Consider the following 21936-nt stretch of genomic DNA (forward strand, 5'->3'; position numbering starts at 1 on the left):
GTTCAGAAGAAGAATGTTTTTCATCGCAATAGTGTCCTGCAAAAAGCATCCCGGATACGCCTGACCAGGCTTTAGAGCCATTGTCCGGAAAAAATTTTCAATATGACGGTGCCGCGGCATATCAGCGGTGCGAGCGGCATCTGTTCCCTACGCAACATGATGAACTTGACAGGCTTTGATAATCCGTCGCTTCTCCACAGCACTTGTGAACCTGTTTCATCAAGGAGGCGCTGTTGGACAACCGGATTGGCGAAATGCAGATGTTTTTGCGTGTCGTGGAAAGCGGCAGTTTTTCCGAGGCCGCCCGCCTGTCGATGACAACGCCCTCGACGATAAGCAAACTGATTGCCCGCGTTGAGACACGCCTTGGCGTACGCCTGCTCGAACGTTCGACACGGCGGCTTTCCGTCACGCCGGAAGGGCAGCTTTACTACGAGCGTGCTCAGGCGCTGCTCGCCGAACTCAATGATATGGAACATGCGCTCACCACAGGATCGGTTCGGCCGGGCGGCATTGTGCGCATCAATGCTTCGGTAGCCTTCGGAGCGCTGGCGCTTGAACCTCTCCTTCCCGAATTATGGGATGCCTATCCGGATATCGTCATTGATCTGTCGCTCTCCGACGAACTGACGGACCTTTATCTTGACCGCACGGATGTCGCCTTTCGGGTCGGACCGTTGCAGGATTCAAATCTGACAGCGCGACATATCGGCACAGCACGACGTAAAATCGTTGGATCGCCAGATTACCTGAACCGGTTTGGTGTACCACGGAACATTGATGATCTGGACCAACACAAATGCCTTGGCTTCAATTTCCGGCGTGCTGCCCCTGTCTGGCCGCTGCACGAGAAAGGGCGCATCGCAGATCGTATCGTCCGGGGCCCCCTGCTTGCCAATAATGGCGAAACAGTCAGACGCCTGACGCTGCGGGGCGCAGGGCTGGCGCGGCTTGGCGACTACCATGTGCGCGATGATATCAAGTCCGGCCGTCTCGTTGAAGTTCTGGCCCATGCGGACGCGCAGGACGAAGAAGAGATCCATGCGCTCTATCTTGGCAGCAAACAGACACCCCAGCGCGTGAGGGTGTTTCTCGACTTCGTCATCCCGCGCCTCCAGGCATATCTGCGTACCTGAATGTCGCGCATTCTGTCAGATCAGAACGGAAGAATTGATCTCCGGACGATGCTTTCACGCACGCGCCAATATTAACCCTCAGCCCGCTTCGCTTCCATCATCTTCAGCATGATGAGTGAGAGATCTTATGCAAAGCTTGCATTCTTGACCTTCAGTAGGGGTATGTCGGTCTTCATACTTCGCACGCCTTTGATCCGCGCCAGGTGTTCACTCTGAAAACATCTCAGTCCTGGAAGGTCTTCTGCAACAACGCGCAACAGGAAATCACAATCTCCCGCAAGGACATGCGCTTCCGTCACCTGCGGAAGTTTTCCAATTTCCTCGACGAAATGCTCGGACTGCCGCTCGTCTTCTCCCGTCAGCCATATCCTGACAAAAGCCGTCACGCCGAACCCGGCTTTTGCGGGATTCACAACGGCGACATACCCTTCGATAACGCCACTTTCTTCCAGCAGCCGCACGCGGCGCAGGCATGGCGAGGGAGAAAGCCCGACGCGCCTCGCAAGCTCATTGTTGGGGCAGCGGCCATCTTCCTGGAGAACGTTAAGAATACGCCGATCAATCGCATCCAGTTTCATTGGCACGTTATATCACGGATAAACATTCTGGCGCAATTATATGCCAGATATCGGCGACGAAATTGGCATAAACGCAACCCCCTGTCCGCTGGTCCGCGCTATCCTGCCCTCTCTCGCGTCGCAGGGGTGGCGATCCGGAGCATAGTCGGAAAGCATGAAACGCCGTGGGACCTTATGGATTTTCTTTTAAAGCGACGCGTCTTCGATGAATTTGCATACACTTCTTGCCTTCTGGACAATCTCCATCCTCCTTGCCGCAACTCCTGGTGCTGACTGGGCGTATGTCATTTCCGCCGGAATACGTGATCATGCCGCAGTCATTCCCGCGGTATTCGGCCTGTTTCTGGGATATCTCGCCATTACCGGAACGGTCGCGGGCGGTATCGGTGCGCTTGCAAGCATGCCGCTTGCAGTCACCATTCTGACATTTGCAGGCGCGGCCTATCTCATAAAACTGGGCATTTCCCTGCTGCGTCATCCTCCCTTGCCGAAAGAGGGACATGAACGGGAAACTGGTGCGCAGCGCTGGATTACCAAAGGATTCGCCATCAGTAGCCTGAACCCCAAGGCTCTTCTGTTTTTTCTCGCCCTTCTGCCCCAGTTTACAAATCCGGGATCAGCATGGCCGACCTTTTTACAGATCGGGATATTGGGCGTCATTCATACAATGAACTGCATGTCCATCTATCTGATGGTCGGATTTGGAGCGCGGACAATATTAAGTAGCCGCCCCAGAGCATCCATCGTGACGGGCTATATATCTGGAGCGATCATGATTATTCTTGGTCTGGGTTTGGCATTTGAAGACATTATAAAAATATTCCATTCATAAAGATGAAATCAGGAAAGCGAAGATATTGGAAACGGGCTCTCCACACAGATTCCATGAATTAGAGTGAAGTCCGCTGTATCGATTTCCCGATTTCCATGAATGTCGAAACCGCCGGGTTTTTCGTGGTGATGGGCGCACGCAGCACAACGTCAAGTTGGGGAGCGTCTGACAAAGCCCGTGACGTCAGTCCGGCTCCCAGTTCGGTACACAGCGATGCAGGGATAAGGGCTACGCCCAGCCCTTTTGCAACAAGCTGGATGATCGTGTGCTGCAACCGCGGTTCAAGGACAACGCGCGGGACAATTCCCCCGGCAGAAAAATAGCTGTTGATCGCGGATCGCAGAGCAGGCGCCGTCGCGGCAGGCGCTGCGATGATCTTCTCGTCGCGGAGTTCATCGGGGCCGATCTGCCCGGCCGTGGCAAGCGGATGGTCCTTTCGCATGATGATGCGTAATCGCTCCCTGGCCAGCAACACGGCCTGCAGGTGCGGCGCATATCCGCAATCGAATGTTACGGCGGCATCCAGTGTTCCTGCCACCAGCATCTCATCAATCTCTGTCGGCGTGCGTTCATCAAGGACAAGGCGCACATCCGGCCTTGCCTCCGCATAAAGCTGCACGAGTTGCGGCACGACACTGTGGGCGGCATGCATCATGAATCCAAACCGCAGTTCGCCCTTCATGCCGCTGGCAATCAGCCTGACATCCCGGCAGGCATCCTCAAACTGCCCCAGCACGTTTCGGCAGTCTTTCATGAAATGTTTTCCGGCCGGGGTCAGAGCCACGTTGCGCGAGTTTCGTTCAAACAGCTTCACGCCCAACGTGTGCTCGATCATGGCAATCTGACGACTGAACGGCGGCTGGCTCATATTCATCCGCTCAGCCGCCCGACCGAAATGAAGCGTCTCGGCCAGAGCCATGAAATACCGCATATGCCGCGTGTCCATCTGATACCCTGAAAGCATTGATCGTGAACCATATAAGCATTGGATTATATCAATAGCGTCCGGTAGCGTCACGCTTTTGCTGACCGCCCGAGATCCCTGATGCTGAACAATCTGCTGATCGTCCTGCCTATCTTTGCCCTCATCCTCACCGGATGGATCGCACGTAAATCGGGTGCGCTTGGCCCCAATGCCACGCGCGAGGTCAATCGGCTGGTGGTCTATCTTGCGCTGCCCGCAGTGCTGTTCGACATCGTGGCAAACGCAAAAATGACCGATCTGTGGGAGCCGGGATTCATTGCGGCGTTCACGCTTGGCTGTTTTATCGTGTTTGCCGGGACGCTGTGGTGGCGGGTGTCCACAGGACACCATCTTGCCGATGCCGCCATTGACGGACTGAACGCGAGCTACGCCAATACGGGGTTCGTCGGTTTCCCGCTTGTCCTGTCGCTTGTCGGTGATACCGGCATGGCACCAACGCTGATCGCCACGATCGTGACGGTCTGTGTGCTGTTCGTCATAGCGATCGTCCTGATCGAGGCCGGGTTGCAGACCGAAGCACGGCCGCGCGACATCGTCGCGAAAACGCTCTTCTCGCTGGTGAAAAATCCGTTGCTGGTGGCGCCAGCACTTGGTGGCCTGGTCATGGTATCCGGTGGGCATCTGCCGGGACCGGTTCATGCCTTTCTGAAGCTTCTCGGCGGGGCCGCATCCCCCTGCGCCCTGATCGCCATCGGTCTGTTCCTTGCTGGAAATTCTGCCGGCGACGCGTCTGCACGCCCGTCGACGGCCGCCATTCTTGTTGGCCTGAAGCTGATCGCCCAGCCTCTGGTTACATGGATCATCGCAGCGCCTGTGCTTCACCTCCCTCCGGCGATGACAAACATTGCCGTGCTTCTTGCAGCACTGCCCACGGGAACCGGCTCGTTCATGCTGGCGGAATTCTATGACCGGGAGGCAGCCCTTACCGGACGGGTCGTCCTCGCCTCCACCGTATTCTCGATTGCAACGATCTCGCTCTATCTCGCCTTTGCACCTGCGTAGGGATGCTCACGCGCATTGTGGATGAAATCGCGGGCCAATAATCTCCACCAGCCAGTCCACGAACACCCGCACACGCGGAGAAAGCTGCCTGTTGCTCGGGTAAAGCACAGAGACCGGCGTTGGCGTGGGTGGGAAATCAGGGAGGACTGCGATCAGCGTGCCATTTGCAAGGTCATCCTCAAGGCCATAGCGCGGCACCTGCACTAGGCCAAAGCCGAGCCTGGCCGCTTCGGCATAGGTATCAACGCCGCCGACCAGCAGGCGTGCGGGAAGCGAGACCTCGATCACCTCATCTCCGCGCGTAAACTCCAATGGCAGGGGCTGGCCAGTGCGTGAGGATACGAAGCCGATCATCTGATGTCCGTCGAGATCTTCAGGTGAGGCTGGCATCCCGTGCCGCGCCAGATAGACCGGGCTGGCGACCGTCACCTCCTCCATCACGCCCAGCGGCCGGGCGATCATGTCGCTATCCGGCAGGGTTCCGGTCCGGACCACGCAGTCCACCCCTTCGCGCACCAGATCGACAAACCGCTCACCCTCGCCAAGATGAACGGTCAGCGCCGGGTGGCGCGCAAGGAAGTCCGGCAACGCTGGCAGCAGGGTCATGCGCGCCAGACGGCCGATCACATCAGCGCGCAAGAGACCTGCCACAGCCCCACTCGCACCACGATCGGCATCTTCAAGGTCTGCCAGGATCGCCACACACCGGCGATAATAGGCAGCGCCTTCCTCGGTAGGCCGGACGTGGCGGGTGGAACGGTGCAGCAGTCGGGTGCCAAGCCTTTGCTCCAACGCCTTGATCGCAGCGGTCGCAACCGGGCGGGAGACGCCGCAATCGGCTGCCGCGGCGCTGAAGCTGCTGCGGTCAACAATGCGGACGAAGAGGTCGAGTGTGGCAAGCCTGTCCATGGGATTATTCCATGGCGCAAAACAATGCTGGCGGAAAGAGCGATCTTATCGAACGCGCGGCGTTGTGACCAAGATTGGTACCTCAACAGATGGAGATACTCATGCCAGAAGCGAACACCATTGCCATTGTCACCGGCGGCAGCCGTGGACTGGGCCGCGCCACCGTTGAGGCTCTCGCCCGACGCGGCGTCTCGTCCATCTTCACCTACCACACCAACAGATCCGCAGCCGATGAGGTGGTTGAGAATGTCCGGAGCAGCGGCGCCCGCGCGGTGGCCCTGCAACTCGACACCGGCGATACGCATACCTTCCCTGCCTTCGCCGATGAGGTCCGGCGCGTGCTGCGCGAATGGGGGGCCGAGCGTTTCAATTATCTGGTCAACATGGCCGGCACCTCCCATGAAGGGCTGTTCGGCGAGGTGACCGAAGAGGATTTCGACGCCGCCTATCGGGTTCATGTCAAAGGTCCGTTTTTCCTGACACAGACGCTGCTGCCGCTGATCGCGGATGGTGGCCGGATCGTGAACATCTCATCCGGCCTCACGCGCTTCGCCTATCCCGGCTGGATCGCTTACGCCGCCATGAAGGGCGCGGTGGAAGTCATGACACACTACATGGCCAAGGAACTCGGACCGCGCCGTATTGCCGTCAACACGGTAGCGCCGGGTGCCATCCAGACCGATTTCTCGGGCGGCATGGTACGGGACAATCCGGACATTGCCCGCCATATCGCGGAGAGTACCGCACTTGGTCGTCCTGGCCTTCCTGACGATATCGGCCCCATGATTGCCTCGCTTTTGTCCGAAGATAATCGCTGGGTGAACGCGCAGCGGATCGAAGTTTCTGGCGGTCAGGCCATCTGAAGGCTGGCCGTTCCACAAACGGAACGCCACAATGATATATGAAGCGGCTCGGAGACCACGTCTGGTCTTCGGGCCATGAGCAATAATGGGCCTGGGCATTGGGTGAAATGATCAGAAGCAGTCAGCACAGGCCCATGCCGAACTATCTGTGTTGCACGATAATCGTGCTGGCCGCCTGCGTTCTCCTGCCATGCGTGGGATATGCCGGTAATCGTACCGCACCGGGGATGACTGGCAACATTCCAGATCCGGGCATCACTGAACGTGTCATGAATGTACCTCTCCGTGCAGGCGGGTCTGTCCGGGCCATTTTCAGTTCCCCGGAGCGGCCATTGGCAACGATCATCATGTTTCCGGGCGGAACTGGTGACATTGGCCTTGGGCAGGACGGGCGCATCCGTCATGGCGACAACTTCGTCGTGCGAACACGTGGCGCGTGGAACAGACAGGGGTTTGCGGTTCTCATTCCCGATACAGTGGGTCGTCTCAATCTGCGCGGGCAGCGTAGTGCCGCGCATTATGCCCATCTTGTCGAGGATATCATCGCTTTCGTGCACAGGCAGGACTCAGGGCCTGTTTTTCTACTTGGTACAAGCCAGGGTGCCATTGCAGCCGTCAATGGCGCGGCCCATGCCGCTTCAGGGGATATTGCCGGTGTCGTGCTGACTGAATCGGTGTCCGTTATGGGGGGCAGCAGGGAAACCGTTTTCAGCGCCCATCCAGAGAAAGTGCAGGCTCCCGTCCTTGTTGTCGCCAATCATGATGACCGATGCAACGTTGCCCCGCCACAGGACGCAAAGCGAATTGGCGCGGCCATGACAGGCAGTCGTGAAGTCACCGTGTTAATGGTGGCGGGCGGCACAACCCGCTCTGAAAAGAACTGTGGTTCGCTTACGCCACACGGCTATTTTGGCATTGAGGCAGAGGTCATTACCCGCATTAGTGCTTGGCTGGATGCCACGATCCGGGCTGCTTCCTTGAAGTAGAAGAGCGCTTTTCCCGGAATCTGGAATAGCGTGTCTCCCCCTCACCATCAGGCATTTCTTGCGGCGGCAGCCAGCCAGGTCGCGACCGAGTAATCCGGCAATGTCCAGCCTCTGCCTGCTCACGTCCTGAAGGCGATCAATACTTCGGCGATAGATAATCACCAAATATCGTATTTCCCGAAATCTCGGTCTGTCTGATGATGGATTATTCCATCGCGAGGAAAATGAAGCCAGCCGTCTCCATGGTTTTTGCAAACATTCTCAGCCAATCTCAATCACCATCTTTGTTCCGCTGGACAGAATGGGCATAGCGATCTCCCCAGGTCTTGAGCGCCTGAATGACCGGCTTCAGCGTCTTTCCCAGATCGGTCAGGGCGTATTCCACATGCGGCGGCACTTCCGGGAAGACGGTGCGTGACACCAGTCCGTCGGCCTCGAGTTCGCGCAACTGGTTGGTCAGCATCCGCTGCGTGACGTTGGGCAGGCGGCGGCGCAGTTCGCCGAACCGCAGCACCCCGTCCTCGAACAGATGATACAGGATCAGCGCCTTCCACTTGCCCCCAAACAGTTCGAGCGTGGCTTCCACCGTGCAGCCGGGGCTGCAGGCCAGCGTGGTGTGACGGATGCGGGGCATGGTATCATTCCTGACACTAGTGGCGGTTTATGTGCGTTCTTGCGCACACCGCAGGCTGGGTCAATGTTTACATGCGGGCCGGACGGATGGCCTGCATTTGTAAACAGGGTTGATCATGTCTTCATCTTCTTTATTCGGACCTGCGCGGCTGGGCGACCTGTCGCTGGAAAACCGGATCTTCCTGCCACCGCTGACACGCTGCCGCAGCACCCAGCCTGGCGACATTCCCAACGCGCTGATGGCCGAGTATTACGCGCAGCGCACGCAGGCGGGTTTCCTGATTACCGAAGGCACGCAGATCGAACCCCGCGGGCAGGGCTATGCCTGGACACCAGGCATCTATTCACCCGAACAGGTCGCAGGCTGGAAACTGGTCACTGATGCAGTGCACGCAAAGCGGCGGCCCATCTTCGCGCAGTTATGGCACGTAGGCCGCGTGTCCCACCGCGCATTGCAGCCCGGTCATGAGGCACCGATCGCTCCGTCGGCGGTTGCGGCAACAGGCGTGAACGTGTTCATCCCCACGGGACCGGGCACGGGAAAACTGGTGCCACCCGACATGCCGCGCGCACTGACCATCCCCGAAATCCATGAACTGGTGGAGATGTATGCGCAGGCGGCGCGCAATGCACTGTCTGCCGGGTTCGATGGGGTGGAGATCCACGCCGCCAATGGTTACCTGATCAACCAGTTCCTATCCGAACGGGCCAATTTCCGCACCGATGCCTATGGCGGCAGCCTGTCCGACCGCCTGCGCTTCCTGCGCGAAGTGGTCGAGGCCGTTTCCGCCGTCGTCACGCCTGACAGGATGGGCGTGCGATTTTCTCCGCTGTTTGGCACAACCACGGAAGAGCGCGTGTATCTCGGCCTGCTGGAGGACAATCCGGCACAAACCTACACGGCGGCCGTGCGCGTACTGGCGGATGCGGGCATCGCCTATGTCTCGCTGGCCGAAGCCGACTGGGACAATGCGCCGGAAATGCCGGATGCCTTCCGCGCCAGCGTGCGCGACATCTTTGGCGGCCGCATTCTGTGCGCGGGCCGGTACGACCTGCACAAGGCACAGCATGTGCTGGGCCATGGATGGGCGGACATGATCGGCTTTGGCCGGAAGTTCATCGCCAATCCGGACCTGCCCGCGCGGCTGGAACATAACTGGCCGCTCAATCTGCTGGACCCGGCGACGATGTATGGCGGCAGCGCGCATGGCTACACCGACTATCCTTTCCATAATCAATAAATAGGGAAACGGACCAATGAGTTTTTACCAGACCCTCAACCCGACCACGGAAACCGTGGAACGCACGTTCGAGCTTCACACATCCGAACAGATGAAGGCGATTGTCGATCGCGCGGACCATGTGTGGAAGACCGACTGGAAAAAGCGTGACATCGCCGCCCGCAAGGTCATCATGTCAAAGGCCACCGACCTGCTGCGCCGCGATCGCGTGGCGCATGCGCGCCTGATTGCGACCGAGATGGGTAAGGCGCTGCCTGACGCGCTGGAAGAAATCGACATCACCGCCGATATCCTGTCCTTCTATGCCGATGGTGCGGCAGAATTCCTTGCCCCCACGCATCTGAAGGTCAAGGAAGGCCATGCAAAGATCATCAACCAGCCGCTTGGCCTGATCTACTGCATCGAGCCATGGAACTTCCCTTATTACCAGCTTGCCCGCGTGGCGGGGCCGAACCTGATGGCGGGCAACGTGGTCATCGCCAAGCATGCGCCCAACGTGCCGCAATGCGCGCTGGCCTTTGAAAAGCTGTTCCACGATGCAGGTGCACCTGTGGGCGTCTATACCAACATCTTCCTCGACAATGACCAGTCCGCTGAACTCATCAAGGATTTCCGTATTCGTGGCGTCGCCCTGACGGGTAGCGAACGCGCGGGCCAGACGGTCGCGGCCGAAGCGGGTGCGGCGCTGAAGAAGGACACGATGGAACTTGGTGGCAGCGATGCCTTCATCGTGCTGGATGACGCGGACCTTGAACTGGCCGTCAAATGGGCGACATGGGGCCGGTTCGCCAATAACGGGCAGGTCTGCACGGCCGCCAAGCGGATGATCGTGCATGAGAAGGTCTATGACGCCTTCCTCGCGGGGCTGAAGAAAGCCATCACACAGTTCCGCATCGGCGACCCGCTGGCCGAAGGCACGACCCATGGCCCGATGAGCAGCAGGAAGGCACTCGACACCGCACTGGCGCAGACCGACGAAGCGGTCAAGGCAGGGGCAACGCTGGTGGCCGGGGGCAAGCGGATGGAGCGGACGGGCTTCTTCATGGAACCGACCATCCTGACCAATGTGTCAAAGGACAATCCGGTCTTCTATCAGGAGATTTTCGGCCCCGTTGCGGTCGTGCATAAGGTCGCATCGGAGCATGAGGCCATCGAACTGGCCAATGATTCCCCCTATGGCCTTGGCGGTTCCGTGTTCTCGCGTGATCTTGGCCGGGCAGAAAGGGTGGCCGAAGCGGTCGAGACCGGCATGATGTTCATCAACACGGCCACGGCCGCCGCCCCGGAACTGCCCTTTGGCGGGATCAAGAATTCGGGATTTGGCCGCGAACTGTCCTTCCTCGGCATTGAGGAGTTCATCAACCGCAAGCTGATCCGCGTCGCCTGATAGGGGATGTGTGTTTTCTGCCCCGGATAAAATCCAGTCCGGGGCAGAAAGAGCGTTTCCGAACCCTGAGCCGACCCGGTTGATCCAACCACACCGCATGTTCAGGTATGAGAAGACCGTCCAATCCATTACGATACTGCTCACGTCAGGAGACCAGCAGGCGCTTCCGCGTGATCTTTCCGGACACGGTGGTCGGCAGTTGCCTGACGAAGCGGACTTCTTTCAGGCCAACCCAGCGCCCGAGGACTTCGTTGACCCGCGCAACGATTTCCTCGGAAGAAGGTGCGTATTCCGCTTCGGGATCTGGAACCACATAAGCGACAGGTCGCTGCCCTCGCAGTTCGTCCGGAATTGCAACTACGGCACACGCATGAACGGCTGGATGGGTGGCGATGATCTTTTCGATCTGCACGCCCGAAATCCGCCGTCCTGCGACCTTGATGACATCATCGGAACGCCCGAGCATATGCACGGCGCGGCTGGCCTCGATCATGCCTTCGTCAAAGGTGCGATAATACTGTCCGGTCTCGTCCAGATAAGCTGTAGGAACACGGATCGCTCCATCCTTCCATACGCCAGCCAGGCAGCCGGGTGGCAGCGGCAGGGAGAGGACAATTTCCCCGCACTGTTCACCGGGTATGGACGGCACGATTTCCGGGCGAAATCCCGGTGCAGGCCGCCCGATGTCGTTCATGAGCGAGACCGGCTCACGCTCAGACAGGCCAAAGAAATGAGCGGTAATACTCCACCCCGTTTCGGTCTGCCACCAGTGATTGACTACAGGTTTGCGAAAATACGACCGTGCCCACTCCAGCAGGGTCGGGTCCGCATATTCCCCAGCCACGAAAATGCGGGCCAGTGCAGGCAGGATGGCCCCTGACAGGTTGCGGCTTTCCTGCCGCATGAGGCGCATCTGTGTTGGTGTGGTGAACAGGCATTTCACGTCATGCTCATGGCAAAGCGCGCGGATGGCGGAAGCCGATGCGCCGCCTTCCACAATCACACTGGTGCAGCCGCTGAGCAGCGGCGCATAGACGCCGTAGGAATGGCCAACCACCCAGCCCAGATCCGATGTCGTGAAGAAGGTATCGCCGGGTTTGCAGCCATAAATCAGCTCCATGGACAGGGCGAGGGCTACAGCGTGGCCACCATTGTCACGCACAATACCCTTCGGATGACCTGTCGTGCCGGACGTGTGAAGAATATACAGGGGATCTTCAGATCTCAGCATGACCGGCTCTGCTGGCGCGGAGAGTTCCAGCATATGGAAATCATGATCCCGCATTGGCAGAAGGGCTGTCGGACACGCTGCACGTTGCACAACAACGCAGGCCTGTGGGCGGTGCGTGGCCTTGGCCAGTGCCTCGTTCAGGGCCGGCGCGGACGCTACGGGCGTCTGCCCCTGAAAGCTGCAACTGGCAATGATGATGACTTTCGGGGCCACATCATCAATCCGGCGCGCCAGTTCAGGCCCGGCGTAGCCCGCAAAAACCACCACATGCACGGCCCCGATCCGGGCACAGGCCAGCATGGCGATGGCCGTCTCGATCATGGTCGGCATGGCGATCAAAACGCGGTCGCCTTTGCCTACTCCCAGCGATCGCAGGCCACCGGCAAACCCGGCCACCCTGCCCTGCAGTTCCCGGTAGGTTACCACCTGCCGTTCCTTTGTGGCGCAGGAATGCCAGATCAGCGCCGCCTGCCCGCCGCGTCTGTCCTCCACATGCCGGTCGACGGCGTTATGGCAGGTGTTGAGCGTGGCGTCGGGAAACCAGTCATGCCAGCCATCCGCCCGCGTCCTGCATGCGGTCACAGGTGCCTGCTTCCATGTGACGCGCCGTGCCGCCTCCAGCCAGAATTGTTCTGGCTGGCTTATGGCCGCGTCATACATCGACTCATATGTTGTCCATGGAAGCATGGCGCTGTCCTCCGTTCAGGCTACGGCCACGTCTTTGCCGGTGATCTGGCTGGCCAGCCACGCGGCATCGCGCGAGACACCGGAGAACCGTCCCGAGCCCCATGTGTGCAGCCATGGCAGGCCGAGGAAGTAGAACCCTGGCGCATCGGTCACGCCGCGATGCCAGACCGGCTTGCCTGCCCCATTGAACACCGGCACGTCGATCCAGCGATAGTTCGGACGGAAGCCGATGCACCAGAGGATCGAAGTGATCCCGGCCGCCTTCAGGTCGAGCGGGGTGTTACTGCCATCGGGCTCCCACACAGGCACATAAGGGGCTTCGGTCGGGGCCGTGATCCCTTCACGGGCGATATAGGCATCGATGGATTTCTTGATGTCGGCATTGGTCCTGTCCGCATCATCAAGGTTTTCTTTCAGGTCCGGCGCGAAGTGCGCGATTTCGTCACGGATGGTCTCCAGCGTGCCGTGCAGGCCCACGCCTTCCTTCGCGAACTTGCGCAGATCAAGGTCATGCCCGCCATTTCGGCCCGTGACATAATGATTGGTCTTGTCGCGTGCACCGTCACGCAGAGGGTGATTATCCACCGTAAGATCGTAGAAGTGCATGTCCGCAAGCCAATCCACAACGTCGCGGCCACGGTAGAAGCGCGAGACGCGCGGGGCGGAGCCGACACAGAGATGGACCTTGCGTTTTTCAAGAAACAGGTCCTCGACGATCTGCGCACCGGACTGACCGCTGCCCACGACCAGAACCGCGCCGTCCGGAAGCTGGGCGGCATTGCGGTAATCCTGCGAGTGAACCTGATGGATGGCAGGGTCGATCGCGCTGGCGTAACCGGGGATCACCGCATCCTGATACGCGCCCGATGCGATGACCACATGCTTCGCGTGCCACGTCTCACCACCTGCCACCACGCGATAGCCACCACCTTCATGGCGGGTGATGGAGGTAACGGCTGTGTGCTCGCGCAGGGGCGGATTGAAGGAGGCGACAAAGCCCTTCACGTAGTCAATAATTTCCTGCTTCACCATGAAGCCGTGCGGGTCTTTCCCCTTGTAGGGATGACCGGGAAGTTCGCACTGCCAGTTGGGTGTGACCAGGCAAAAATTGTCCCAGCGTTCATCGTCCCACGAATGGCAGGCCGTCTTTGCCTCAAAGACGATGTGCTCCACTTTCTCGCGGCAGAGATACCAGCTCATGGAGAGCCCGGCCTGTCCGCCGCCCACGATGATAACGGGGATGCTTTTCTCGTTCTGTGTCATGGTCGTTCTTTTCGTCTCAATAGCTGAAAGACAGGATGCGCACCTGCGCATCGGACTGGTTTAGAAAAGGCGCACCGGTCTGCCTTATGGCCTGAAGCTGGCCAAGGGCGCGGCTGCATGGGAAGCCGTAGCGGGCGCGAACCCGCTCGCTGGCGTCCGTCAGGGCGGTGTCCGCCTTTTCAAGAAACTCCCGGACCGGATAATCCTGACCGGTCGTGAAGTGGTCTCTTATGACCAGCGATGGGGAGTAACAGTCAGTCTCCTTCCCATCGGGCCAGCGCACGCGAAAGGTCATTTCGGGCATGGTGAAAGAACTCCTGAAGCAATGGCATCGGTGCGCTACCGCGCTGCCAGACACCGATATGCGGGGAGGTGCCGACTGGCGACATGGCCCCAGTCGAAACGGCGGGCGGTTGCGGAGCCGCTGGCCCGGAAATGGTCACGGTTTTCGACGCGCAGGGCGTCGCGCAACGCCATGAACAAGGTGTCGGGGTGCGCCGGTTGGCACCACAGCGCATCCGTTGCCGAAAAATGCTCCGTGAAAGGTGCGATTGCCGGCACAATAACAGGCGTGCCGCAAGCCAGGGCTTCCAGCGGGCACAACCCGAACCCCTCGGTTACGGATGGATAGGCCAGCAGGTCCGCCTGCCGATAGAATGAAGGCATGTCTTCATCCGCAACCGGCCCGGTGATGGTGACATGATCGGCCGCACCGCTTTCGCGCAGACGCGCCATGAATCGATTGCGGTAAGCAGAATGATCCAGCAGTGAGGCCCCGCCCGCCACAACCAGATGCACATCAGGCTGTTCGCAGCGAAGGGCCAGAAATGCGTCGAGCAATTGCAGCGTGTTCTTGCGCCGCTCGATCCCGCCCACGGACAGGATCAGGTGACGATCGGCAGGCAGATGATACCGCGCCCGCAACGTGGCATCGTGCGCGGTTTCTACGGGCGAAAAGCGCACGGGATCAACCCCGTTGCCCACGACCGGGGCTTCGCGGCCATGGTCGTTGCGCAGGACATCTTCCCACATTGTGCTGACGGTAAACAGTTCGGCCGCCGCCCTGATCCCCCGTTCCTGCCGCGCGGCAAGGACCGGGTGCGTGAAATGGTCAAGATGGTGGACCGTGCGGGCAAAGCCCGGTATCCGTCCCTCTTCCACCAGTTCGGCCAGTGCATTGGCGCTGATCGGGTCCTGCGCATGCAGCACGTCAAAATGCTGCCCACGCAGGGCGTCCCTGATCTCGCCAATGCGGCGTTCCACCAGCGTTGGCAGGTCGGTCTCAGGCACGGCCGGGATGCAGTTTGTGGCGCAGCGGGGCGTGCGGAAGAAACCGGCCCCTGTCACGTCCGGCGCAATCAGCGTTGCGTCATGGCCCGCGTCACACAGGGCTTCCGCCAGCGCCATGCCGTGCACCACACCACCGCGCGGATTGGTCGAATGGGTCAGGATGCCAATGGACAGACTCATGACACAAACCCCATGAGCGGCGTCCGGGCGAGATCCCAGAAGGTTTCTTTCTCCCCGTCCCATATGATATCAAGGCGTCGTGTCATATCGCACTGTCCGATGATGGCGGCAGTGATCCCGCGTGCCTGAAAACGTGCGATAATTGCCCGGGCATCCTCGGGCCGGGCTGTCAGCAGATAGCCATAGCTGGGGAATGCGGACAGCCAGCGTTCCATTGGTGCATCGTCGGGACGTGGAATGTCATCGAGCCTGATGGTCATGCCAATGCCTGAACATTCGGCCAGCATGAGCGCGGTGCCCAGCAGTCCGGCCATGCTGATGTCCTTGGCGGCGCGGCTCAGGCCGTCCTCGGCAATGCCGGGCAAGAGATCGAGATCATCTCGAAGGCGCGCAGCCCCCTCGGTGCCACACAGGGCGGAACTGGCGTCCCAGAACGGGTGCGGGTCGTGCCAGCGGCCGCGCAGGTCGATGGCGGCGATCAGGACTTCGCCCGGTCGGGCATCGAAACTGGTCAGCAGATGACGGGCACGGCCAAGGATCGCCACCGACAGGGAATTATGGGTGCTGCGCCTGTTGGTATGGCCGCCCACGACAGGCACGCCGTAGGTGTCGGCGCCGTCACGCAGGCCGGTCAGGATGGAGGCTGCCACTTCGGACGTATCGCTCCACAGTGCGTCCACCACCGCCACGGGGCGGCCACCCATCGCAGCAATGTCGCTGACATTGACCATCACGCCGCAATACCCGGCAAACCATGGCATGGCGCGCACGAAGCTGTCCTGAAACCCCTCGCTGGCCAGCAGGAGATAGCCATCGGCATCCGGTATGGCGGCGCAGTCATCACCCAGACGAATGGCCTCTCTGCTAGCCGGACCAAGAATGGCGCTGATTTCCGCAATGTCCTGCTTGGCCGCTAGAGCGCGGCCTGTGCGCAGGCTGTGCAGCAGGGTGCCCAGTTCTCGCGCCATCATGCCACCTGCCGGTTACGAGGCTGCGGGCGCAGCAGCCATGTCTGGTCCTGCCCATGCGCCGGATAGCGCGAAAGGTCGGCCTGCATGTCGTGATGCGGCAGCCCATGCAGGGTCATGGCTCCAAGGCTTTTCCAGTGCAGGCGGCGGAAGAAAAGCACGTTCTGTTCCTGTACCTGGGCCAGGAACTGCCTGGCCCCAAGCCCGTGCGCCGTGCTGACCGCCATGCGGATGAGTTCCGCGCCGATCCGTCCCAGTTTGCGGTGGTCTTCATGGACGGCCAGACGGGAGCCGCGCCAGACGCCGGGTTCGGCTTCATGGATGCGCACCGCGCCCACCACCCGGTCCGGCATGCCCGCCATGCAGCACGCCGCGATGATGGGAATGGCAACCGCGTCGATTGCGTCCCGGTCATCATCCGCAAACACCTGCTGTTCGGTGCAGAACACGTCGCGGCGCAGCGCATGGTGGCCAGCCCGTTCCCACGGCGTGCGGGCCAGCCGCACGACATATTCCGTGGGGATGAACGGGCGGTTGTCCACGCCTTCGAGGATCGCTGTCATTATTCGTACGCCGAAAGGGAGGAACAGGCGCCACACCGGCCACACCCGGCGCGGATGTCGGTGGATTTCATGTTCGCCTCGCGCAGCATCCGCCCCAGTGGTGCGAGCACGGATTTCATGAAATCGGCAGAAGGCGGCGCATGATTTTCCAGCGGTGTTCCGGAAATAGGCACGAACGGCACCACGAAGGGATAGACCCCGAGCGCAATCAGCCGTTCAGCCAGAGCCAGAATATCTGCGGCACTGTCGCCAAGACCGGCCAGAATGTAGGTATTGACCTGGCCGCGCCCGAAGACCGGCACGGCGCTGGCGAAAGCGTCCATATAGCGATCCACGCTGACCGTGGCCTTGCCGGGCATGATCTTCTCGCGTACCGCCTGTGTTGCGGCTTCGAGATGCATACCCAGGCTGTCGGCCCCGGCGTCGCGCAGGCGCTGGAACCAGTCGTGATCGCGCGGCGGCTCGCACTGGACCTGAAGCGGCAGATCCACAGCCGCCCGGATGGCACGGGCTGATTCCGCCAGCACGGCTGCACCCCGGTCCACCACGTTAGGCGTGCCGGTGGTCAGCACCATGTCGCGCACGCCGTCGAGTTCCACGGCGGCCTTGGCGACCTCGGCCAGTTGTGCTGGCGTCTTGTAGGCAATGGTGCGGTCGGCTTCCAGCGACTGGCCGATGGCGCAGAACTGGCAGGACGTGCGCCGGTCGGCATAGCGGATGCAGGTCTGGTGCACCGTGGTCGCCAGCGTATCGCGCCCATGCAGCAGCGCGATCTTCCAGTAGGGAATGCCGTCCGCCGTGCTCAGGCCATAAAAGCGCGGGGCGGCCGGAAAATGGATCGTGCCCAGTGTCTGCCCATCGCGTAGCAGCGTGCTGGCCCCGTGCTGGTCTGGCGGGCTGGCCTGAAATGGTGAATGCTGCGCGCCGGATGTATAGACCGGGACCATGACGGTCTGGCCTGCAATGGTAATCGTCTTGTGATCCGAAGGACCGGCGCCTCCCTTGCGGGCAATGCCGCCGGTGTGCTCGCCGATCTGCAGTCCGAAGGATTGCAGGTCAGTAACAAGCCTGCGGCCGGAAAGCGTGCCGAGTGTTGGAACGGTCATGGCGCAACCTCATCTGTAGATGCAGGAAACGGATCGGCTTCCCCAACGTAATGAACGGTGCGGGCAGGCCGCCGGTCCTGAAGCAAGCTGAGTAGTTCGGGCCGGGCGTAATGCCCTACGGAATCCATCATCCGCTTGCGCTTGGTAATCAGGGCGAAGTCGAGATCGGCAATTACCATCCCCTCGCCTTCCGTCAGCGGTGTGCCGAGCAGCTTCCCTTCAGGCGAGACGATGGCCGTGAAGCACCCACCCCGCAGCGGCCCTTCCAGCGCAGGGTCGCCCGCTATTTCCTTGATCTGCCCGTCCGTCAGCCAGCCCGTGGCGTTCACAACAAAGCAGCCGGATTCCAGCGCGTGATGCCGGATGGTGACTTCCATCTGGTCGGCAAAGATCTGCCCTACCAGCGAGCCGGGGAACTGGGCGCAATGGATTTCCTCGTGCTGGGTCATCAGCGCGTAGCGGGCGAGCGGATTGTAATGCTCCCAGCAGGCCAGTGCGCCAATGCGACCGGCCGCACTGTCCACCACTTTCAGCCCGGAACCATCACCCTGCCCCCAGACCATGCGTTCATGGTAGGTCGGCGTGATCTTGCGACGCTTGAGCAGGATTTCACCCGTGGCGTCGAAGATGATCTGGGTGTTGTAGAGCGTGCCGAAATCGCGCTCGTTCACGCCCAGCACCACGACCATGCCGGTCTGGCGCGCGGCCTCGGCCACCATGTCGGTGACCGGACCGGGAATGACGACGGCGCGCTCGTAAAGCGCCAGATGCTCCCCACCAAAGCGGAAGGCCGGCTGGATGAACGAGAAATAGGGGTAGTACGGCACAAAGGTTTCGGGAAAGACCGCCAGTTTCACGCCTTTTTCGGCGGCCTCGCGGATGGCCTGGCAGACTTTCCGGGCAGTCCCCAGACCATCGTCACCAAGGACGGGGCTGATCTGGATGGCTGCGGCGCGAACGATACGGGACATGGCTTGCGGTCCTCCCTTCGGCCTTCAGAGGGTCCAGGTATTGAGGATGAAGGCGTTGTCGCGCCGGGCCAGCAGGATGATGTCGAGCACGTCCTGCGGATTGATCGGCGTGATGCCGGGGATCAGGTTCTGCTCGCCGTAGCCATAGAGGGCCTGAAGCGCGAAGCGGCAGGCATAGACTTTGCCGCCCTCTTCGAGGATTTTTGCGATCTGCTTGTTGCAGTTCATGTGCCCTGGGAAAGCTTCATCACCCAGACGGGGAAAGCCGCGCTGCACACCAAGGGTCACGCCCGGCCCATACAGCAGCACCGACGTCTCAAAGCCCTTGCGGATCAGGCGGGTGGCCTGCAGCAGGTTGACGAACCCGACCGAGCCTTCATTGGCGACGGTGTGGAAGGTGATAAGGGCTTTTTCGCCGGGCTGGGCTTTGACGTCCCCAAAGACCTTGTTTTCATAATTGACGAAGCAGTCGCCATCTTTATGCGGAGCGTGTTCGACTTTCGGCATGGTATCTCTCCCGTGTGCTGCGGTCTCCGGCAGGGAGCCGGGGCTGACCGCGTTGCCGAGGCAAACGTGGCACGGGATGGCAGAGAGCCAAAATATTGTATGCCTTATGAAAAGGGTACAAACGGCTCAAATCAGATCACATGCCGCCATCCTGCCAAAACAGAGACATACAAAAAATATACGGCAACCATACAATCGTAAGGGGCATCCATAAGGGTCTGTTTTAGCGTGATTTTATAATCACGCAGTCGTGAATGAAGTGCCTTTTTGTTTTTTCCATGTGCCCGCATGGCGCGCCCCGGAATCAGATGTTCCCGTCGATTTCAGACGCTGCGCGCAGGTCACACAATATCGGCAAAGCCGGGTGAGCGTTTGTGTTGCAGGACCGACAGCACGCCATGCAGGGATTCCTCAAGGCTTGCAGCATCCGGTGCGCTGCCCAATGCAATCCGTGCACGCTGCGGCGGCTCGCCGCTGATGGTGAAAACAGTGCTGGGAACCAGCGCCAGACCCCGCCTGCGGGCGTACGCCACAAAATCCGCACTGCCCCACCAGTCCGGCAATTTCAGCCACACATGCGGCCCGTCGGGATTCATGCAATGCCCCTCCCCCAGAACCCTGCGGGCAATGGACTGGCGCAGGCGCAGTTCTTTCTGGATGGCATGCAGGATTGTATGTGCCTGCCCTGTCTGCATCCATCGCGCCGTGAGCGCGCTGAGCAGGCCGGCATTGGTGAGCGCAATGGCCCGGATGGCCGCCGCGACCCGTCGGGTCATGTCCGCATTGGGCAAGGCCACATAGGCGGTGCGCAGGCCGGGGCTGAGCGTCTTGGCAAGGGTAGCCACGTAGCTGACACGGCTATGATCGAGTGCTGCCAGCGCCGGGAGCGGATTGTCCATCAAAAGACTGTAGGGATCGTCCTCGGCGATATGCAGATGATGGCGCTGAGCGACCTTCAGGATGTCCTTGCGTCGTTGCAGGGACATCGTGGCCGTGGTGGGATTGTGGATGGTCGGGATGCAGTAGAGTAGCCGGGGATGATGTTCGGCGCAGACCCGATCAAGCTGGTCCGGCATCATGCCTTCCATGTCACTGTCCACACCGACCAGAATGAGATCGAATTGCGCCGCGATGGTCCGGATGCCCGGATAGGCAATACGGTCGGTAACAATGACGTCGCCGGGCTGCGTATGCGTGCTGACGATCGCCGCCAGTGCACTCTGGGCACCGGGTGAGACAAGGATTTCGTCCGTGCGCCGCTGCCCGATGACGGGCGCGATCCATTTCGTACCAAGCTGGCGTTCTTCAAGCGTGCCGCCTGTAACCCGATAGGACATCAGGCTGTTCAGATCCTGCTGTTTCAGGATGGCCGCGATGTCGTTCTGGATGATCCGCTGCAACGGCGGTTCCTGCGGGATCGGCGGCAGGTTCATGGTCAGGTCAACCACAGCCGGGCCGGTATGACGCCAATGACTCTCCCCCGCGCCAACACGGATAAAGGTGCCCCGACCCACCGTCGCGTCAATAAGGCCGCGCCGTCGGGCCTCGGTAAACGCGCGGGTCACGGTCGTCAGATTGGTGCCAAGATATTCTGCGATCGTTCGCTGTGGCGGTAGCCTGTCCCCTTCCCGCAGGTCGCCCTTGCGGATGGAAAGCGCCAGGGCATCGGCCAGCGTCATGTAAATCGCGTTCGGACTCCGGCTGATCTCTTCTTTCCAGTGGGCGAGATAGGGGTATGCGGACATGGGATGGAATTTCCATACATTCGATGAGATTCCATTCGACCATATACCATACAATCCGTGCAATAATGATCGATACAGATTATGGTTGGGTATGCCATCCAGGTCATCACGCCAATTCGTCGCGTTAATGTCCTGTCCAAAGAGTTAAGTTCACGTAGCCCTATCACTCACTGTTTAAAGCGATCCGACCAGATCCACATCCGTTCGATCCGGAGCCAATAGGTTCATAGGCAAAATGTATCGTTCCGTTATCTCTTTGCTGGTCGCAGTTGACGCTGCGTCCGGAGTGCGCTCCTTGAATATCGTGGTGGCCTTGATTCCACAGCGAGTTCCCAAACAGATAGCCTTTGCCAGTAACTGTAGGGCGGCGATGGATGGCAATCAAAGCAAAGTCTACGTAGGACCGGCCACATAAACGCTTCGCATGTCCATATCGTCAAATGACGGCAACGGGAGGGGAAGCAGTAAGTCCGGTTTCGGTTAGAAAATATGAGGCAGCAGATACTAGGGCCTGTTAGCACTTGATCCAGTCTGCGGCGGCAGCGATGTGGATGACCGCGAGGAACGAGGTTGCTGTTTTTTCGTATCTGGTTGCGACAGCGCGCCATTCCTTGAGACGAGCCCAGAGGTTCTCCACAAGATGTCGGCATCGATAGGCCCATTTGGGACAGGCGACCGGCGCATCGCGTCGTTTCGCGGGAATGGCCGGTCGGGCTCCCATGTCCCATATCCGTTCACGAAAGGCGTCTGACGCGTAGCCTTTGTCCGCCACGACCCACAGGGGAACAGAGGGGAGATCGTCGAGCATGGCTGGCGCCAGTGGCAGTTCATGGGCCTGTCCGGGTGCCAGAGCGAAACCAATGGCTTTTCCGT

The 21936-nt window shown here is 60.1% G+C and carries 22 protein-coding genes; 7 read left to right on the forward strand and 15 right to left on the reverse strand.

What is annotated here, in order from left to right; genetic code table 11:
* The first annotated feature begins 233 nt into the window (after positions 1-233).
* The gene (locus GEU01_RS13390) at positions 234-1136 is read left to right on the forward strand and encodes a LysR family transcriptional regulator (protein ID WP_026018738.1); all 903 of its coding nucleotides are present in this window, start codon (positions 234-236) and stop codon (positions 1134-1136) included.
* A 125-nt stretch (positions 1137-1261) separates the two neighbouring features.
* Here GEU01_RS13390 and GEU01_RS13395 read toward each other — a convergent pair whose 3' ends face one another.
* Positions 1262-1714 (reverse strand): Lrp/AsnC family transcriptional regulator, encoded by a 453-nt coding sequence (locus GEU01_RS13395; RefSeq protein WP_010515888.1) that lies wholly within the window; start codon positions 1712-1714, stop codon positions 1262-1264.
* Positions 1715-1919: 205 nt separating this feature from the next.
* Between GEU01_RS13395 and GEU01_RS13400 the strand changes: the two genes are divergently transcribed.
* Positions 1920-2546 carry a LysE family translocator gene (locus GEU01_RS13400; RefSeq protein ID WP_010515887.1) on the forward strand — a complete coding sequence of 209 codons (627 nt, stop codon included), beginning with the start codon at positions 1920-1922 and terminating at the stop codon, positions 2544-2546.
* Positions 2547-2604: 58 nt separating this feature from the next.
* Here GEU01_RS13400 and GEU01_RS13405 read toward each other — a convergent pair whose 3' ends face one another.
* The gene (locus tag GEU01_RS13405; protein ID WP_010515886.1) at positions 2605-3492 is read right to left on the reverse strand and encodes a LysR family transcriptional regulator; all 888 of its coding nucleotides are present in this window, start codon (positions 3490-3492) and stop codon (positions 2605-2607) included.
* A 99-nt stretch (positions 3493-3591) separates the two neighbouring features.
* On the opposite strand from GEU01_RS13405, the gene GEU01_RS13410 reads away from it, so the two are divergent.
* Positions 3592-4533 (forward strand): AEC family transporter, encoded by a 942-nt coding sequence (locus tag GEU01_RS13410; RefSeq protein ID WP_019086501.1) that lies wholly within the window; start codon positions 3592-3594, stop codon positions 4531-4533.
* 6 nt (positions 4534-4539) lie between these two features.
* Here GEU01_RS13410 and GEU01_RS13415 read toward each other — a convergent pair whose 3' ends face one another.
* Complete coding sequence (locus GEU01_RS13415; protein ID WP_010515884.1) at positions 4540-5442, reverse strand: LysR family transcriptional regulator; 903 nt, start codon at positions 5440-5442, stop codon at positions 4540-4542.
* A 101-nt stretch (positions 5443-5543) separates the two neighbouring features.
* Here GEU01_RS13415 and GEU01_RS13420 point away from each other — a divergent pair, with 101 nt between their 5' ends.
* Complete coding sequence (locus GEU01_RS13420; protein WP_010515883.1) at positions 5544-6305, forward strand: SDR family NAD(P)-dependent oxidoreductase; 762 nt, start codon at positions 5544-5546, stop codon at positions 6303-6305.
* A 347-nt stretch (positions 6306-6652) separates the two neighbouring features.
* Positions 6653-7291, forward strand: coding sequence for an alpha/beta hydrolase (locus GEU01_RS22800; protein WP_026018739.1), 639 nt, complete (start codon positions 6653-6655; stop codon positions 7289-7291).
* A gap of 271 nt (positions 7292-7562) precedes the next feature.
* On the opposite strand, the gene GEU01_RS13430 is transcribed toward GEU01_RS22800, so the two are convergent.
* Positions 7563-7925, reverse strand: a complete 363-nt coding sequence (locus GEU01_RS13430) for a winged helix-turn-helix transcriptional regulator (protein WP_010515879.1) — start codon at positions 7923-7925, stop codon at positions 7563-7565.
* A gap of 115 nt (positions 7926-8040) precedes the next feature.
* Between GEU01_RS13430 and GEU01_RS13435 the strand changes: the two genes are divergently transcribed.
* A complete protein-coding gene (locus tag GEU01_RS13435; RefSeq protein ID WP_010515878.1) occupies positions 8041-9165 on the forward strand; it encodes an alkene reductase in 1125 nt (374 codons plus the stop codon).
* A 16-nt stretch (positions 9166-9181) separates the two neighbouring features.
* A complete protein-coding gene (locus tag GEU01_RS13440) occupies positions 9182-10552 on the forward strand; it encodes an NAD-dependent succinate-semialdehyde dehydrogenase (protein WP_010515877.1) in 1371 nt (456 codons plus the stop codon).
* Between the two features lie 145 nt (positions 10553-10697).
* Here GEU01_RS13440 and GEU01_RS13445 read toward each other — a convergent pair whose 3' ends face one another.
* The 11 genes from GEU01_RS13445 to GEU01_RS13495 all read right to left on the reverse strand — a co-directional run.
* Complete coding sequence (locus GEU01_RS13445; RefSeq protein WP_010515876.1) at positions 10698-12470, reverse strand: AMP-binding protein; 1773 nt, start codon at positions 12468-12470, stop codon at positions 10698-10700.
* Between the two features lie 15 nt (positions 12471-12485).
* The gene (locus GEU01_RS13450; protein WP_010515874.1) at positions 12486-13733 is read right to left on the reverse strand and encodes an MSMEG_0569 family flavin-dependent oxidoreductase; all 1248 of its coding nucleotides are present in this window, start codon (positions 13731-13733) and stop codon (positions 12486-12488) included.
* A 16-nt stretch (positions 13734-13749) separates the two neighbouring features.
* Positions 13750-14037 (reverse strand): MSMEG_0570 family nitrogen starvation response protein, encoded by a 288-nt coding sequence (locus tag GEU01_RS13455; RefSeq protein ID WP_010515873.1) that lies wholly within the window; start codon positions 14035-14037, stop codon positions 13750-13752.
* A gap of 35 nt (positions 14038-14072) precedes the next feature.
* Complete coding sequence (locus tag GEU01_RS22805) at positions 14073-15203, reverse strand: MSMEG_0565 family glycosyltransferase (protein WP_019086503.1); 1131 nt, start codon at positions 15201-15203, stop codon at positions 14073-14075.
* Positions 15200-16174: a sll0787 family AIR synthase-like protein gene (locus tag GEU01_RS13465; RefSeq protein ID WP_010515871.1), complete on the reverse strand. Its 975-nt coding sequence runs from the start codon at positions 16172-16174 to the stop codon at positions 15200-15202. Before GEU01_RS13465 ends, GEU01_RS22805 begins: the two co-directional genes overlap by 4 nt.
* Entirely contained in the window at positions 16171-16734 is a 564-nt protein-coding gene (locus tag GEU01_RS13470) for an MSMEG_0567/Sll0786 family nitrogen starvation N-acetyltransferase (RefSeq protein ID WP_010515869.1), read from the reverse strand. Before GEU01_RS13470 ends, GEU01_RS13465 begins: the two co-directional genes overlap by 4 nt.
* A complete protein-coding gene (locus GEU01_RS13475; protein ID WP_010515868.1) occupies positions 16734-17840 on the reverse strand; it encodes an MSMEG_0568 family radical SAM protein in 1107 nt (368 codons plus the stop codon). Before GEU01_RS13475 ends, GEU01_RS13470 begins: the two co-directional genes overlap by 1 nt.
* Positions 17837-18811: a Nit6803 family nitrilase gene (locus GEU01_RS13480; RefSeq protein ID WP_010515866.1), complete on the reverse strand. Its 975-nt coding sequence runs from the start codon at positions 18809-18811 to the stop codon at positions 17837-17839. Before GEU01_RS13480 ends, GEU01_RS13475 begins: the two co-directional genes overlap by 4 nt.
* 24 nt (positions 18812-18835) lie before the next feature.
* Positions 18836-19318 carry an MSMEG_0572/Sll0783 family nitrogen starvation response protein gene (locus tag GEU01_RS13485; protein WP_010515864.1) on the reverse strand — a complete coding sequence of 161 codons (483 nt, stop codon included), beginning with the start codon at positions 19316-19318 and terminating at the stop codon, positions 18836-18838.
* 341 nt (positions 19319-19659) lie between these two features.
* On the reverse strand, positions 19660-21063 hold the full coding sequence (locus GEU01_RS13490; protein ID WP_010515863.1) for an aminotransferase-like domain-containing protein: 1404 nt from the start codon (positions 21061-21063) through the stop codon (positions 19660-19662).
* Between the two features lie 514 nt (positions 21064-21577).
* Positions 21578-21936: IS5/IS1182 family transposase (locus tag GEU01_RS13495; RefSeq protein ID WP_019086314.1), on the reverse strand; the 359-nt coding region annotated here is incomplete at its 5' end.

The sequence above is a fragment of the Komagataeibacter europaeus LMG 18890 genome, from assembly GCF_000285295.1.
Classification (GTDB): domain Bacteria; phylum Pseudomonadota; class Alphaproteobacteria; order Acetobacterales; family Acetobacteraceae; genus Komagataeibacter; species Komagataeibacter europaeus.

Bases quoted from the DNA above. Each gene is read 5' to 3' on its own strand.
- GEU01_RS13395 (WP_010515888.1), bottom strand. From the start codon at position 1,714: ATGAAACTGGATGCGATTGATCGGCGTATTCTTAACGTTCTCCAGGAA.
- GEU01_RS13400 (WP_010515887.1), top strand. From the start codon at position 1,920: ATGAATTTGCATACACTTCTTGCCTTCTGGACAATCTCCATCCTCCTT.
- GEU01_RS13405 (WP_010515886.1), bottom strand. From the start codon at position 3,492: ATGGACACGCGGCATATGCGGTATTTCATGGCTCTGGCCGAGACGCTT.
- GEU01_RS13410 (WP_019086501.1), top strand. From the start codon at position 3,592: ATGCTGAACAATCTGCTGATCGTCCTGCCTATCTTTGCCCTCATCCTC.
- GEU01_RS13415 (WP_010515884.1), bottom strand. From the start codon at position 5,442: ATGGACAGGCTTGCCACACTCGACCTCTTCGTCCGCATTGTTGACCGC.
- GEU01_RS13420 (WP_010515883.1), top strand. From the start codon at position 5,544: ATGCCAGAAGCGAACACCATTGCCATTGTCACCGGCGGCAGCCGTGGA.
- GEU01_RS22800 (WP_026018739.1), top strand. From the start codon at position 6,653: ATGTTTCCGGGCGGAACTGGTGACATTGGCCTTGGGCAGGACGGGCGC.
- GEU01_RS13430 (WP_010515879.1), bottom strand. From the start codon at position 7,925: ATGCCCCGCATCCGTCACACCACGCTGGCCTGCAGCCCCGGCTGCACG.
- GEU01_RS13435 (WP_010515878.1), top strand. From the start codon at position 8,041: ATGTCTTCATCTTCTTTATTCGGACCTGCGCGGCTGGGCGACCTGTCG.
- GEU01_RS13440 (WP_010515877.1), top strand. From the start codon at position 9,182: ATGAGTTTTTACCAGACCCTCAACCCGACCACGGAAACCGTGGAACGC.
- GEU01_RS13445 (WP_010515876.1), bottom strand. From the start codon at position 12,470: ATGCTTCCATGGACAACATATGAGTCGATGTATGACGCGGCCATAAGC.
- GEU01_RS13450 (WP_010515874.1), bottom strand. From the start codon at position 13,733: ATGACACAGAACGAGAAAAGCATCCCCGTTATCATCGTGGGCGGCGGA.
- GEU01_RS13455 (WP_010515873.1), bottom strand. From the start codon at position 14,037: ATGCCCGAAATGACCTTTCGCGTGCGCTGGCCCGATGGGAAGGAGACT.
- GEU01_RS22805 (WP_019086503.1), bottom strand. From the start codon at position 15,203: ATGAGTCTGTCCATTGGCATCCTGACCCATTCGACCAATCCGCGCGGT.
- GEU01_RS13465 (WP_010515871.1), bottom strand. From the start codon at position 16,174: ATGATGGCGCGAGAACTGGGCACCCTGCTGCACAGCCTGCGCACAGGC.
- GEU01_RS13470 (WP_010515869.1), bottom strand. From the start codon at position 16,734: ATGACAGCGATCCTCGAAGGCGTGGACAACCGCCCGTTCATCCCCACG.
- GEU01_RS13475 (WP_010515868.1), bottom strand. From the start codon at position 17,840: ATGACCGTTCCAACACTCGGCACGCTTTCCGGCCGCAGGCTTGTTACT.
- GEU01_RS13480 (WP_010515866.1), bottom strand. From the start codon at position 18,811: ATGTCCCGTATCGTTCGCGCCGCAGCCATCCAGATCAGCCCCGTCCTT.
- GEU01_RS13485 (WP_010515864.1), bottom strand. From the start codon at position 19,318: ATGCCGAAAGTCGAACACGCTCCGCATAAAGATGGCGACTGCTTCGTC.
- GEU01_RS13490 (WP_010515863.1), bottom strand. From the start codon at position 21,063: ATGTCCGCATACCCCTATCTCGCCCACTGGAAAGAAGAGATCAGCCGG.